Origin of the sequence: Alcaligenes aquatilis, assembly GCF_003076515.1 — a bacterium.
GTDB classification, from domain to species: Bacteria; Pseudomonadota; Gammaproteobacteria; order Burkholderiales; family Burkholderiaceae_B; genus Alcaligenes; species Alcaligenes aquatilis.
The window spans coordinates 1,140,123-1,153,073 of sequence record NZ_CP022390.1 but is presented as its reverse complement, the minus strand read 5'-3'; the positions used below and the strand labels follow the sequence as shown (position 1 = coordinate 1,153,073).

The 12,951-nt window shown below is 55.1% G+C and carries 15 protein-coding genes; 7 read left to right on the top strand and 8 right to left on the bottom strand.

The features are described from left to right. Positions 1-24: 24 nt before the first annotated feature. Positions 25-921, top strand: coding sequence for a 3-hydroxyisobutyrate dehydrogenase (mmsB, locus tag CA948_RS05365; RefSeq protein WP_094196801.1), 897 nt, complete (start codon positions 25-27; stop codon positions 919-921). Here mmsB and ygfZ read toward each other — a convergent pair. Next, positions 896-1,747 (bottom strand): CAF17-like 4Fe-4S cluster assembly/insertion protein YgfZ, encoded by an 852-nt coding sequence (gene ygfZ, locus CA948_RS05360; RefSeq protein WP_230018012.1) that lies wholly within the window; start codon positions 1,745-1,747, stop codon positions 896-898. The genes mmsB and ygfZ overlap by 26 nt on opposite strands. A 268-nt stretch (positions 1,748-2,015) precedes the next feature. Here ygfZ and mltG point away from each other — a divergent pair, with 268 nt between their 5' ends. Further along, entirely contained in the window at positions 2,016-3,023 is a 1,008-nt protein-coding gene (gene mltG / locus CA948_RS05355) for an endolytic transglycosylase MltG (RefSeq protein WP_094196799.1), read from the top strand. Positions 3,024-3,111: 88 nt separating this feature from the next. Here mltG and CA948_RS05350 read toward each other — a convergent pair whose 3' ends face one another. After that, positions 3,112-3,921 (bottom strand): deoxynucleotide monophosphate kinase family protein, encoded by an 810-nt coding sequence (locus CA948_RS05350; protein WP_094196798.1) that lies wholly within the window; start codon positions 3,919-3,921, stop codon positions 3,112-3,114. Between the two features lie 136 nt (positions 3,922-4,057). Here CA948_RS05350 and holB point away from each other — a divergent pair, with 136 nt between their 5' ends. From holB to CA948_RS05335, 3 genes are all read left to right on the top strand, one after another. Next, the gene (holB, locus tag CA948_RS05345; RefSeq protein ID WP_203226754.1) at positions 4,058-5,107 is read left to right on the top strand and encodes a DNA polymerase III subunit delta'; all 1,050 of its coding nucleotides are present in this window, start codon (positions 4,058-4,060) and stop codon (positions 5,105-5,107) included. Positions 5,108-5,124: 17 nt separating this feature from the next. Then, positions 5,125-5,895 (top strand): TatD family hydrolase, encoded by a 771-nt coding sequence (locus CA948_RS05340; protein WP_108727520.1) that lies wholly within the window; start codon positions 5,125-5,127, stop codon positions 5,893-5,895. Between the two features lie 350 nt (positions 5,896-6,245). Next, a complete protein-coding gene (locus tag CA948_RS05335) occupies positions 6,246-7,142 on the top strand; it encodes an ankyrin repeat domain-containing protein (RefSeq protein WP_108727519.1) in 897 nt (298 codons plus the stop codon). A 168-nt stretch (positions 7,143-7,310) separates the two neighbouring features. Here the strand turns inward: CA948_RS05335 and CA948_RS05330 are convergent, their stop codons facing one another. The 3 genes from CA948_RS05330 to CA948_RS05320 form a co-directional block, all read right to left on the bottom strand. Next, entirely contained in the window at positions 7,311-8,150 is an 840-nt protein-coding gene (locus CA948_RS05330; protein ID WP_108727518.1) for a DUF2789 family protein, read from the bottom strand. A gap of 163 nt (positions 8,151-8,313) precedes the next feature. Then, a complete protein-coding gene (locus tag CA948_RS05325) occupies positions 8,314-9,105 on the bottom strand; it encodes an RsiV family protein (protein ID WP_108727517.1) in 792 nt (263 codons plus the stop codon). Between the two features lie 10 nt (positions 9,106-9,115). Further along, on the bottom strand, positions 9,116-9,814 hold the full coding sequence (locus CA948_RS05320; protein WP_108727516.1) for a glutathione S-transferase N-terminal domain-containing protein: 699 nt from the start codon (positions 9,812-9,814) through the stop codon (positions 9,116-9,118). 122 nt (positions 9,815-9,936) lie between these two features. Between CA948_RS05320 and arsC the strand changes: the two genes are divergently transcribed. Next, a complete protein-coding gene (gene arsC / locus CA948_RS05315; RefSeq protein WP_094196792.1) occupies positions 9,937-10,281 on the top strand; it encodes an arsenate reductase (glutaredoxin) in 345 nt (114 codons plus the stop codon). A gap of 31 nt (positions 10,282-10,312) precedes the next feature. On the opposite strand, the gene CA948_RS05310 is transcribed toward arsC, so the two are convergent. From CA948_RS05310 to CA948_RS05300, 3 genes are read right to left on the bottom strand one after another with little or no spacing between them, the layout of a single operon-like run. After that, positions 10,313-10,885: a YceI family protein gene (locus CA948_RS05310; RefSeq protein WP_108727515.1), complete on the bottom strand. Its 573-nt coding sequence runs from the start codon at positions 10,883-10,885 to the stop codon at positions 10,313-10,315. Between the two features lie 47 nt (positions 10,886-10,932). Continuing rightward, positions 10,933-11,496: a YceI family protein gene (locus CA948_RS05305; RefSeq protein ID WP_108727514.1), complete on the bottom strand. Its 564-nt coding sequence runs from the start codon at positions 11,494-11,496 to the stop codon at positions 10,933-10,935. Then, positions 11,493-12,062, bottom strand: a complete 570-nt coding sequence (locus CA948_RS05300) for a cytochrome b (protein WP_108727513.1) — start codon at positions 12,060-12,062, stop codon at positions 11,493-11,495. Before CA948_RS05300 ends, CA948_RS05305 begins: the two co-directional genes overlap by 4 nt. A gap of 216 nt (positions 12,063-12,278) precedes the next feature. Here CA948_RS05300 and CA948_RS05295 point away from each other — a divergent pair, with 216 nt between their 5' ends. Further along, the gene (locus CA948_RS05295) at positions 12,279-12,863 is read left to right on the top strand and encodes a hypothetical protein (protein ID WP_108727512.1); all 585 of its coding nucleotides are present in this window, start codon (positions 12,279-12,281) and stop codon (positions 12,861-12,863) included. The last annotated feature ends 88 nt before the right edge of the window (positions 12,864-12,951 follow it).

The window sequence follows — 12,951 nt, the reverse complement described above, 5'->3', positions numbered from 1 at the left end:
CTTTCATAATGACGAGGAGACAAAATGAGTAACACGATTGCATTTATCGGGCTGGGCCATATGGGTAAACCCATGGCGCTGAATCTGCTCAAAGCCGGTCATAGCCTGAAAGTCTTTGACTTGAATGCGCAAGCCATGCAGGAACTACAGGCAGCAGGGGCACAGGTGGGGGAATCGGCGGTGCAAATCGCCCAAGACGCGCAGATGGTCTTTACCATGCTGCCTGCTGGCCGCCATGTTCGTCAGGTTTACGAGGGCGAGAACGGCTTGCTGCAGACTGTGGCCCCCGGTACGGTGCTGGTCGATTGCAGCACCATTGATGCGCAAACCAGCCAGGATCTGGCGGCCAAAGCCAGCAAGCTGGGTCTGTTAATGCTGGATGCGCCGGTCTCTGGTGGGACCGGTGGTGCCATTGCTGGCACCTTGACCTTTATGGTCGGGGGCGAGGATCAGGCCCTGGAAAAGGCGCGCCCTTACTTGGATGCCATGGGCAAGAACATTTTCCACGCGGGTAAAGCCGGTGCGGGTCAGGTTGCCAAGATTTGCAACAATATGCTCTTGGGGATTTTGATGGCGGGTACTGCTGAAGCCTTGGCTTTGGGCGTTGCCCACGGTCTGGACCCTGCCGTGCTGTCGACCATCATGGCGCGCAGTTCCGGTCGAAACTGGGCAACCGAGCTGTACAACCCCTGGCCTGGGGTGATGCCGGATGTGCCGGCTTCGCGTGATTATCAGGGCGGTTTTGCGACGGGCCTGATGCTGAAAGACCTGGGTCTGGCAGCCGATGCGGCTGTCAGCCAGAACAGCGCGACGCCTTTGGGCGAACTGGCACGCAACCTGTTCGCCCTGCACGCCGCACAAGGTCAGAATGCAGGGCTGGATTTCTCCAGCATTCTTAATTTGTACCGTCAGAAGCACTAAGTTCTGGCAGTGCGTAGGGCAGGGGCTGCAGTTCCAGCGCCTGTCCTTGCTCCAGTTGAAACTGGCCTTGTTCCAGGTCCGCCAGTACCACTTCCATCAAGACATACAGACGTTGCTGCCCGTTATGCCAGGCGCGGTTGATAATGCGCGCGGCGGCCAGCGGTTCCGCATTCTGCGAGACCAGAAACACATCGGCAGCTTCCGGCGTCTGTGGTGCCGTGTCCAGAACGGCGGTACGTGCGGCCATCATGCGCCGTTTGATCGTGCCTCGATAGTGGCTGCGAGCCACGACTTCCTGGCCTGGATAACAGCCTTTCTTGAAGTTGATGCCATCGATCAGATCCAGGTTCAGGGTCTGGGGAATGAACAAATCCTGCGTGTCGGCGCTGATCCAGGGCAAGCCGGCCAAAATATCTGCCGTTTCCCAACGACCTTCAGAAGTCTGAGCGTTTGCGTCCTGCTGGGGAGAAATTCGCCAGTGACGATTCAAGCCGTCCAGATCGCCGGGGGCCTGAATCAGGGTGTCGCCACCTTCGCGCCGCACATTCCAGACGGCTTGGGCAGCGGACGAATCGGCCACACCGTAAACCTGTAACTCGGCCAGACTGATCGCGACTTTGCTGCGCAGCACGAACATGCGTAAGCGCTTGATCAGGGCTTCGCTAAGATCACGGCGGACCAGGGCAAAGACCGTTTCGTTCTGCTCGCGCCACAACACCATGGTGGCCAAGCTGCGACCTTTGGCGGTGCAATAGGCCGCGATGCAGGCACGGTCGGCAGCCAGGTGTTCCAAATCATTGCTGACTTGAGCATGGAGAAAAGACACGGCATCGGCTCCTTGGAACTGGAGGACGCACAAATCTGGCAGGGCGAAAGAGGAGGGAGCAGGCATTCCGGTCATGGCTGAGCGAAAAAATAAATTTAAACATCAATGATACCGTGTGCGAGGCTGGTTCTAGGGGCATACCCCCGCTGGGATCAGGGCATGGGCTGGGTGGAAGCAGAGGGCGGTGCTGACTGATCCCAGTTTCGGTGTTGGGCTGTGACACATATTCAGGAATACGCCGCCTTATTCTGTTTACAATAGCGCTCGCATGAAAAAAACTGTCAAGATCTTCTCTGCCCTGTTGGGCCTTTGGTTGGTAGTCGCCTGTGTGATAGCGGGGGGTGCCTGGTATTGGGCCAAGAAGCAGCCCGTGACGATGCGTGCCGAACGCATCGATTATGTGGTCCCTGCCGGTTCAGGTCCCCGTGCGATTGCGCGCAGTATGCAGCAGGCCGGGATCGATATTCAGGAAGATGCCTTTGTCTGGATGGCGCGTCTCTCTGGTCTGGATACCTCCTTGCAAGCGGGGGCTTATGAGGCGGTACGCGGGGATACACCGTGGGTGGTGATGGAGCGCATGTCCAGCGGCAATATGCTGCAGACCCGTTTGACCATTCCCGAGGGGTGGACCTATCAACGCATACGTGACACGCTGGCAAGCAACCCTCAGGTTCGACAGACCTTGAGCGAGGTGAGCGATGCCGATTTGTTGAAGCGCTTTGGTGTGGAGGCGTCTCATCCAGAAGGTTTGTTCTATCCCGATACCTATGTCTTTGTGCCCGGTACGGCGGATATTGACATTCTGCGTCGCGGCTTTCAAGCCCAGCAGGAACTGCTGGAGCAGCTATGGGCGGATCGGGATGCGGATTTGCCTTTGAAGACACCGTATGAAGCCTTGATCATGGCCTCTATCGTGGAACGTGAGACGGGCCACAGCCAGGACCGGGCACGCGTGGCTGGGGTATTCATGAATCGTTTGCGTGTCGGCATGCCTTTGCAGACAGACCCGACGGTTATTTACGGCATGGGTTCGGCTTATGAGGGCCGTATTCGCAAGCGTGATTTGACGACCGATACGCCCTGGAACACGTACACGCGCAATGGATTGCCACCCACGCCGATTGCCAGTCCCGGTAAGGCTTCCTTGATGGCGACCTTGCATCCCGAAAAACATAATTTCTATTATTTTGTATCGCGTGGGGATGGAACCAGCGAGTTCTCGGCCAATCTGGCTGCACATAATCGGGCCGTCGCCAAATATATTCTGAAGCGTTAAAACCAGATCAGGCCCCTCAGGGGCCTGAATGCTGCTGGTCCAATGCCTGGGGGCGCGTATCGGGCTTTGCTATTGTGGTGACCGTGAGTCAGCGCTCCAAACCGTGCCTTTGCGCGAACCCGGCCCACAAATCATGGACCTTGTTGGCGAGTTCTTCCAGGCCCGCATTATTTTGAATCAGATAGTCTTGGGGAGCGCGTTCTACGCCCCATTCAGACGAGTGCTGGCTGATCACCGGGTTGCCCGGGCGTTCGATATGCCAGATTTCCCCGCCATGTTCACGGATGAAATTGGCCTCGTTTTCGTAACGAATGTCTTTGATCAGCAGGCAACGGGCCTGACTCATATCAGGAAGCTGGTGGCTGGGCAGGAACAGGGGCAAGCTTTGGCGACGCTGCTCGTAATCCGGATAGGTGGCTAGAACCTGATTACGCAAGTGCTCGGCCGCCTGACGCGGGCTCAAACCCCAAAAGGCGTCAATGTGATCAGCACGCTTATCATCCAGGTGTTCGGGCGCCATGCCGTAAATCGCGGCCAAGGCCAGCGCCCAGACCGAGTAATCCTGAACGTCTCTGGCAAGGGGGGCGCCAGGGCCAAATTCCAGTACATGCTGGGCACGGCGCAGCCAGTGATCGGGGTCACGCTGGCGCATCCAGTCTGTCCCTAGTAGCTGAAAGCACTGTCTGGGGGAGCGTTGCCACAGGGCAATAGGCACTTCTTTCAGACTGTCGTCGGTCCAGGCCTGGGCTGGGCTTAGACCAAACAGCACTTCGCAGCCCATTTTTACGGGGTCGGCCAAGGCATAGGCAGCCAATAAAGGGTTGTGTGCCAGTAGCAGATTGGCGACGGTATCTTTGCCTGAGCGCGCTTTGGCGGCCAGCCCGATCAATAAGCTCACTTCATTATCCTTGGTAGTGGAGCAGGCATTTTACCGGTTCATATTACAATGTGTGCTGGGCTGTTCAAGCGGGGGCGATTGCCTTGCCCTTCCTGCGCGAATCAGGCCTTTTGTTGTGCAACCTTGAGGCAATACGGTGTCTGATAGTTTGACTTTTCTACCCTGGCAAATCGAGACTGCTCAAAGCTGGCTGGGTCATCAGGAGCGTTTTGCCCATGCCTGGCTGATCCACGGTCTGCCGGGCATCGGCAAGACGCAATTCGCTCGTGCAGCCGCGGCCAGTTTATTGTGCGACCAGCCTGTGCAGGGGCTGGCTTGTGGTCACTGTCAGGCCTGTCAGTGGGTGCGGGGGGGAAACCATCCCGATTTACGTTTACTGCGCCCGGATGCGCTTGCTTTGCAAGAGCAGGGGCCGGATACTCAGGACGGGGACTTGGCCAAAGAGTCGGCCGCTCGCAAAAATCCCTCTCGGGAAATCCGGGTGGAGCAATTGCGTCAGTTGCAACATTGGTTCAATACCGGCACCCATCGAGGGGGCTGGCGCGTGGCAGTGCTCTATCCGGCTCAAGCCCTGAATCTGGTGTCCGCCAATGCCTTGCTGAAGGTGCTGGAAGAGCCCGCAGATCGTACGGTCTTTCTGCTGGTTGCCGATGCACCAGACCGGCTGCTGCCCACACTGGTATCGCGTTGCCGCCGTTTGCCCTTGCCGGCACCCCATGCCCAGCAAGCGGTGCAATGGCTGGAGCAACAAGGCGTGGATCAAGCCTCGGATTGGTTGGCTGCCTGGGGAGGAGCACCGCTCAAAGCACTCAGTGCCAGTCAGGAGATGAATGCACCGTGTCCGGACTGGCTCAGCGCCTGGATGGATGGGGTGTTGAAAGCGGGTCGTGAGGCGGATTTGTCCTTGGCCGATACGCTGGAAAAACTGCCTGCCCAAGAGTGGATCGACCATTGGCAGCGCTTGTTTGTCGATATTGAACTGGGTAGTTTTGCTCAACCGGCGCGTTACTATCCTTCTTTGCAAAAACGCATTGATGCCTTGGCCGCCCAATCCAACACCACGGCGGTAACAGAAGCCCTGAAGTGGCTGGTCCAGCAAAAGGCGCTTGGCAATCATCCACTCAATGCTAAATTGTTTATTCATCATGTCCTGGACCGATTGCACCAGGCATGTCGTCGTGTTTAAAAAAGTACCGTCTAACCATGTTTGTTGATTCGCATTGCCATCTTAATTTCCCTGAACTTGCTGAAAATCTGGACGACATCCTGGACAGGATGCGCCAGAACCAGGTGGGCTGTGCGCTGGTGGTCAGCGTGGATATGGACGATTGGCCCGGTTTGATGGACCTGGTGCGTCCTCACGGCCATCTGTTTGCTTCGGTCGGAGTGCATCCGGATTACGAGAAAGTCACTGAGCCTACCGTCCAGGAGCTGATCCGGCATGCCCAAGATCCCAAGGTAGTGGCGATTGGCGAGACGGGTCTGGACTATTACCGCTTGCAGGAACCCTTGGATTGGCAACGTGAGCGTTTCCGCACCCATATCCGTGCCAGCCGCGAATCGGGGCTGCCCTTGATCATTCATACCCGTTCGGCCAGTGAAGACACCATTGCCATCATGCGCGAAGAGCAGGCGCAGATTGCCGGGGGCGTGATGCACTGTTTTACTGAGACCTGGGAAGTGGCACAAGCGGCTTTGGATTTGAATTTCTACATTTCTTTTTCCGGGATTGTGACCTTCAAGAACGCCACCCAACTGCAAGATGTGGCACAACGAGTGCCGCTGGATCGTTTGCTGATCGAAACGGACTCGCCGTTTCTGGCTCCTGTGCCATATCGAGGCAAAACGAACAATCCGTCCCTGGTCATTCATGTGGCCGAGAAGATCGCGGAGCTGCGCGGGATCTCGGTCAAGGAAGTGGAAGAGGCCAGCACGGAGAATTTCTTCAAATTATTCAGTAAGGTACAGCTTTAATTTAATCTTGTTTAGAGGTCTTTTTGAGGCCGTAGTCGTGGTTTAGCTCAAGGTTCACGGTCTTGCTGAGACATGCGTTGAAGTTAATCTGATGCTTTAGGATTGCTTTTTAATCTATTGATTTTAAATATAAAAATAGAAGTTTTCATAATTTTCTCCCCTTTTTTGGTTTGGCGGGAAATGGATATGAAATGATGTTTTTTATTGATAATCAATAGCTTAGATGTGTTTCTTAAACTGTTTTGTGGGCTCTTGAAGTCCCCCTGAGCATAAAAAAATGCGGCGTTAAGCAACCCCCCCTCTGTACTTTCATAAATTAATAAAGCACTTTATGAAAAGGATTTAATAAGATGATTTATAAAAGAAAAATACTCGATAAAACCATCCTTTCCATGGTGCTTCCTTTGGCCTTTCTGCTATCAGCCTCCGTGTCGGCGCAGGAGCCGGAGCTGGAAAGCCGAAACTGGTACTTGGCGCTGGAAAATGATCGCCCGAATATCATTGAGCAGGAGTTCATTAAGGGAGCGAATCCCAATGCGCTGGATGCTAAGGGTAATCCTTCTTTGATGCTGGCGATCCGCAACAAGTCCTGGAAAGTGGTGGACACTTTGCTGGCCAATCGTCAAACCAATGTGAACATCGAGAACGAGGCCCACGAAACCCCCATGATGTATCTGGCCCTGATGGGGGAAACCGCTCGTTTGCGTGATCTGCAGGCGCGGGGTGGGCAAGTGAATCGGGTGGGCTGGTCGCCTTTGCACTACGCCGCCTCTAAAGGGCATGAAGACACCGTGCGCTACCTGCTGTCTCAAAAAGCGATTGTGAACGCACCGGCGCCCGACGGAACCAGTCCTTTGATGATGGCGGCTTTGTCAGGCAAACGGGCGGTCGTCGATGTGCTCTTGGCAGCGGGTGCGGACCCGAGCATGCAAAATGCTCAAGGCTTGAGTCCGGCAGATTGGGCACGTTCGGCAAACCATGAGCAGTTGGCCAGCTATCTGGATCAGGCCGTTGCACGCAAAGCGGCTGCTGTACCGGCTGCAGCGGGGACGTATTCGAGTGGCGCGGTACAGACCTACGGCGTGCCTGAGCGGGTAGAGCAGCCTGATCTGAACCGGGTGCAAACCGTGACGGTAGAACCAGAACCCGCTCCTGCAGCGGATAGCTCAAGCTCCAAGCCCGCTTCGTCGGACAGTAGCAGTCGGTATTTTGACCTGGACCGTTTTGAAAAGCCGGTTCAGCCTTAAGCCAGGGACAGGATGGAAAAAGGAGCCTTCAAGGCTCCTTTTTTGTTGCAGCGATTCTGAGGGTGTGTAGTGATACGGGCTTCCTACGACATAACCCCACTTATCGGCTCAGGTTTTAGCGGCCCTATAGGCAAAGTCCTATAAGCTTTTTGAGCTGTTGCTGCTTAATTAGTTTTTTCTTTCTTGCGCCTTGGCCATCTGCGAAGCATGCACAAAGGTCTGGAAGCCCTGGAGGTAGCTGCTCAGCATTTTCTGGATAGTCTCATCTTGCAGCTTGCCTTCCGCATCAAAGGAGTTCTGCGCACGAGACACCAGTAAAGAGCTGCCGCTATACAGGGACACGCCCAGCATTTTCAGGGTAGGCAACCAGGCTGTCTGGGAAGAGATCGTGCCAAAGCCACCCATGGAGGCACCGATCAGTCCCGTAATGCGGCCCGAAAAAATAGTTTTCATATCCGTACGGGACAACCAGTCGATCCCGTTTTTGAACACACCGGGGACGCCGTTGTTGTATTCCGGGGTGACCAGCAGCAGGGCATCGGCGCTCAGGATCTTTTCCTTCAAGCTCAGCACGGCCTCTGGAATGCCGTCCTTGCTCTCGATATCACCGTCATACAAGGGAATACCGTGCAGGGTCGCCACATCGATGCTCATCCCTTGCGGGGCCAGGGCTTGAGCGGCATGTGCCAGGGCGGTGTTGAAGGAGCGTTGACGTAGACTGCCTGACAGGGCCAGAACGCGGCAAGGGCCTGACAGGTTCAGCACGCCAGTTGTTTGACGCAGGGCTTCGCTTAACTGGTCAATGATCTGGATCCATTCGGGAGAGTCCAGCAATCGTTTCTCCCGAATGAACTCGGCCTGAGACTTGTTCCAGAAGGGAGCGTCGGCCAGCAGGATGTCATTGGGCAAGGGGCGGTGTTTTTCCAGAAAACTGGCAATCGCCTCGGGAGTGTTGGGCAGACCCAGTTGAGCAAACAGGTCGTGAAAGCGGAACAAGTTATCAGACATGATGGTATGGGCGCTTGCAAGAGAGGAATGATCGGACGCTAAGAGCGGGGGGGCGACTGGGTATGACTAAAGACGCCGGGCCTGACATAGCATATGAGCACACTGTGTTTATGAACAGGCGGTCGGAAATGCGCTGCCTGTGTGCGTTATGTGACCCAAATGCTTAATTGGCCGGTAGGTAGGCCGGACGCAGGATGCCTCGCAGCTCCGAGTAAGGCAGCAGGAACTCGGGCTGACCGAAGGAGTAGGGAGCGATCTCGTAAGGGTTGTATTTCACCAGCAAGCCCTGATCGGTCAGTGCGATCGTTTGGGCAGGCTGGAAGGGCCACATTCTGTCCCAGCCAGCGCGGTCTTCACGTGCTTCGCTCAGGTTGGAAACCCAATTGTTGTGGGCTTGGCGAACCAGTTCCTGGAAGGGTTTGATCTTGCCGGGAGCAATAATGCGCTCCACCGGCAAAGCGACTTTCAGACGATTGTCCCAATTGATGAACTGGGTGGCGGTAATGCCGTGGGCGGCACCCGTCATATAAATACCCGAACTGAGCTCTATCACGGTGAGATCACGGTTGCGATAGCGGGTACGAGCGGATAAGTGCACTTCGTCACGATTATTGGCCGTCACCCAGTAGTAGTTCTCGAACTCCTTCAAGCCACGGTAACCGGGATGACGGTCTGTAATGACTGTCATGTTGGCCAGGCTTTCATCGACCAGCTTGGTCAGCTCGGAATTGCCGGGGAAAATCAGGGACTTGACTTTCAGACGTGGGCATTCACCCGTACAGCCTGGTTTGACATGTTTGTAATCCAGAGGCTGGGTAAAGACCCCGTCCTTTTCAGTCTGATCCTGGGTTTGTGTCGGAATCAGGGAGATGTTGCTGGGCGTGCTGGAACACGCAGACAGAGCCATGGCTGTCAGGCCAATAAGCAGCAGCTGAGAGGGGCGCTGTAAGGTCATGGAATCAGTCCTATCGGATAGTGTTGGAATCTTGGCCAAAGAGGATTTGGTGTGCCTTGGGGTCATGCGCAGGCGAACCGGGGTTGATCTGCTCAGTCAAGGCGTAGGCTCGGCGGGTCGCAGGGCGCTCGCCAATACGCTCAAACCACCGTTTCACATTTGGGAAGTCGTCCAGATTCTGGCTTTGGCGCTGGTGGGAGACAATCCAGGGATAACTGGCCATATCGGCAATGGAGTAGTCTCCGGCGATAAAGTCGCGCTGTGCCAGATGTTTGTTCAACACACCGTAGAGGCGGCCGGTCTCACGCACATAGCGGTCAATGGCGTACTCGATTTTGACAGGGGCATAAACATTGAAGTGGTGGTTTTGACCTGCCATGGGGCCCAGTCCCCCCATTTGCCAGTACAGCCATTGCAAGGTTTCGGTGCGGACTCGCAAGTCGGCAGACAGGAACTGGCCGGTTTTTTCTGCCAGGTATTGCAGAATGGCGCCGGACTCGAACAGGGCGATAGGCTCGCCGCCGTCTTGCGGGGCCTGGTCAACAATGGCGGGAATACGGTTATTGGGAGCGATACGCAGAAATTCGGGTTTGAATTGATCGCCCTGGCCAATATTGATGGGGTGGATGGTGTAAGGCAGACCGGACTCTTCCAGAAACAGGGTGACTTTATGTCCGTTGGGAGTAGTCCAGTAATACAGGTCGATCATGTGTTCTCCTGGCGAAATGCAGACGCTGGCCTGGCTGCGGCAAGCTACCCAGATGACGTATCCGGCGGCGCTGGGCTACTATTGTTCGCCTGAATACGGTTTATAGGAAGTCAAAGACTGTCATGAGCAAAATCTATCATAATCCGCGCTGCAGTACTTCGCGTAATGCCTTGGCCCTGATGCGTGAAAAAGGTCTGGAACCGGAGATTATCGAGTATCTGAAAACTCCTTTGACACGTAGCGAACTCAAGGCGCTGATTGCGGCTGCAGGCTTGACGGTGCGTGAGGCTATGCGTAGCAAAGAAGCCATTTACAGCGAGCTGAATCTGGGCAATCCTGATCTAAGCGATGAGGACTTGCTGGCAGCCATCGAAGCCAATCCTATCTTGTTGAACCGTCCTATCGTGGTCACAGCAAAAGGGACGCGTCTGGCGCGTCCCTTGGAAGTGGTGCAGGAAATTCTGTAATCAGATTTCCATGCCGATGGGCAAGTCTGGGTTAGGGGGCGATGGCTTCCAGTGCAATACGAATGGTGACCTCGTCGCCCACGTGGGGCACATTGGCCGGCATGCCAAAGTCGCTGCGCTTGACCGTGATCTTGCCGTCCGCGCCCAGAGCGGGCTTTTTCAACATCGGGTGTTGGGGCATCGTCAGGAAGGACTCAATGGTCATGGTTACGGGCTTGGTAACTCCCTTGATGGTCAGATCGCCTTGGGCAGATACGGGCTTGTCCCCATCAAACTGGATGTCCTTGGACACGAAGGTGGCCTCGGGGAACTGCGCGGTATCAAAGTAATCCTTGCCCTGGATGTGTTCGTCGAACAGGGGAAAACCAGTGCTGACCGAACGGGTGTCGACTTTCATGTTAATGCTACCGGTTTTGGCTTCCTGGTCCAGGGAGACGGTACCTTGTGACTTGTTAAATCGCTGACTTTGGGTGCTCAAGCCCAAATGCTTGTAACTGAAGTGGACGAAGGTGTGGCTGGGTTCAACCTGATAAGTGACCGGCGCGGCCTGAGCGGCAAAAGCCAACAGAAAACTGGCTGACAGGGCAATCACGGGCTTGATCATAAGGGGGCAATCCTTGTTATACGGGGAGGGGGTATTGATGCGTCTGCTTACTTCGCATCAATCTTGAAGTTGACGGTGATCTCGTTGGCCACGATGTCATAGCTGGACCAGGAACCCTCACCGATAGAAAAATCGCCACGCTTGATGTCAAAGGCGCCGCTGAAAGTGGCTTTGTCACCTTCGGGGGTCATGGTCGCCATCACGGTGATGGGCTGTTCACGGCCTTTGATTTGCAGGATGCCTTGCACTTCATAGTGCTGGGCGCTGACGGCGCGGAAACTTTTGGAGCTGAAAACGGCCTGGGGATGTGCATCAATATCGAACCAGCGCACGTCCTGTAATTCGTCATCGGCTTCTTCGGAGCCGGTGTCAACGCTATCCAGTGCGACTTTCAGTACGACCTTGGATTGATCCAGGGCGTCGGGGTTGAAATTCAGTTCGCCCTCAAATTGGCGGAACTGGCCGTCCAGCTTCACGCCCATTTGTGAATATTGAAAGCCGATCTCGCTATTTTGGGTGTCCAGGGTCTGGTAGGTCTTGGCGTTGGCCGATAAGCTGGCGCTCAGACCCAGGGAGCCGATCAGCAAAGGCACGAAGACAGATTTTTTCATGATTTGGCTTTACCTAAAGTAAAGGTGATGCGGCCTAGCAAGCCGTCACGGTCTATGAACTGATGCTTTAAAGCCGCCAGAATGTGCAGGCTGACCATGGCAATCAGGGCGTAATTCAAAAAGATGTGGACTTGGACCAGCAACTCGCCCAAAGGTTTATCTTTGGACACCAGATCGGGCAGGGGGATCACACCAAACCACACCGTCTGGAAACCTTTGGCCGAACTCATCAACCAGCCCGTCAGAGGAATGCCAATCATCAGCAGGTACAAAGCAGCATGACCACAGTGGGCCAGAGCCCGGCTGAAAGACGACATGCCAGCGGGCAGAGCAGGGGGGCGGTTCAGCAAACGCCAGAGCAAGCGCAGGATCACCAGCACTAGTAGGGAAATGCCCGCCCATTTGTGCCAGGAGTAGACTTGCAGTTTTAGAGGTGACAGGGGCAAGGTTTTCATGACGTAGCCCACAGTCACCAGTGCAGTCAAGGCCAGGGCCATCAACCAGTGTAAAGTACGTGCTACGAGGGTATAGCGCGGGGGGGCAACTGGAACGGGGGTAATGCTCATTGATAATGCCTTTCATTTACGAAGCCCAGAGACTTTACCCTGTTTGCCAGCAAGGTAAAAGGCCAGATTTTGCAACGCAGTCATGCAACATTGAGGGGTATTGATCTTGTGAGGCGGCTATCGGCGTATTTTCTTGTCAGCGTGTGACAAGGCTTTTAGGGTGGGGTGGGGGCGGGCTACACTCGTTCTTTGAGCACGCAAGCAAGGGAAGTGGTTATGTGGAAAACAGCGTTGGTCGTCGTGGTAGCCGGGTTGTTGGCAGGGTGCCAGGATTCGAAAAAGGCCAATGAGGAAAATTTCAGTACGGCGATCCAGAGTTATCTGGATACGCGAGACGGCTTGTGTGTTGGTGTCCCCGGACGTGTCTATCCCTATCAGGCCGAGCATGACTCCCCTTTGATCGTAGAAGATCGGGCTCGTCTGGCCGCGTTGGCCAAGGTGGGTTTGTTGCGTCAGGTTGGGAAAGAGGACGCACCGCGTTACGAGCTGGATGCCAATGCGGATACCTATTTGCGTCGCTCCAATGCTGAACAGTCCCAAGGCGAGCGTGACGCTTTTTGTACAGGCCGCCTGGTTTTGGACCGCATCAGTGATTTCACCGAGCCGGCCAGTGCAGGCGGGTTTACCGTCAGTCAGGTGAACTATGTGTATCACCTAGCTGACGCTGCGGGTTGGATTAAAGATAGTGCGGTTCTGGATACCTATGAGGATCTGCGTGCCTTGACGGCTCAGCAAGTACAAGGGAAGGCAAGAATGATCCTGACCAATAAGGGCTGGGTTCATCAGAATTTATATAGATAGTCCAGCCTAATAGTTTCACTTTGCATGATTGAACGGCTAGGGGCAAACGATCTGCGCGTGGCAATATGCCCCGATTCAATACCATCTG

What these genes read in the sequence shown, in the direction of transcription:
- mmsB (WP_094196801.1), top strand. Translation starts at nt 25, where the DNA reads ATGAGTAACACGATTGCATTTATCGGGCTGGGCCATATGGGTAAACCC.
- mltG (WP_094196799.1), top strand. Translation starts at nt 2,016, where the DNA reads ATGAAAAAAACTGTCAAGATCTTCTCTGCCCTGTTGGGCCTTTGGTTG.
- CA948_RS05340 (WP_108727520.1), top strand. Translation starts at nt 5,125, where the DNA reads ATGTTTGTTGATTCGCATTGCCATCTTAATTTCCCTGAACTTGCTGAA.
- CA948_RS05335 (WP_108727519.1), top strand. Translation starts at nt 6,246, where the DNA reads ATGATTTATAAAAGAAAAATACTCGATAAAACCATCCTTTCCATGGTG.
- CA948_RS05330 (WP_108727518.1), bottom strand. Translation starts at nt 8,150, where the DNA reads ATGTCTGATAACTTGTTCCGCTTTCACGACCTGTTTGCTCAACTGGGT.
- CA948_RS05325 (WP_108727517.1), bottom strand. Translation starts at nt 9,105, where the DNA reads ATGACCTTACAGCGCCCCTCTCAGCTGCTGCTTATTGGCCTGACAGCC.
- CA948_RS05320 (WP_108727516.1), bottom strand. Translation starts at nt 9,814, where the DNA reads ATGATCGACCTGTATTACTGGACTACTCCCAACGGACATAAAGTCACC.
- arsC (WP_094196792.1), top strand. Translation starts at nt 9,937, where the DNA reads ATGAGCAAAATCTATCATAATCCGCGCTGCAGTACTTCGCGTAATGCC.
- CA948_RS05310 (WP_108727515.1), bottom strand. Translation starts at nt 10,885, where the DNA reads ATGATCAAGCCCGTGATTGCCCTGTCAGCCAGTTTTCTGTTGGCTTTT.
- CA948_RS05305 (WP_108727514.1), bottom strand. Translation starts at nt 11,496, where the DNA reads ATGAAAAAATCTGTCTTCGTGCCTTTGCTGATCGGCTCCCTGGGTCTG.
- CA948_RS05300 (WP_108727513.1), bottom strand. Translation starts at nt 12,062, where the DNA reads ATGAGCATTACCCCCGTTCCAGTTGCCCCCCCGCGCTATACCCTCGTA.
- CA948_RS05295 (WP_108727512.1), top strand. Translation starts at nt 12,279, where the DNA reads ATGTGGAAAACAGCGTTGGTCGTCGTGGTAGCCGGGTTGTTGGCAGGG.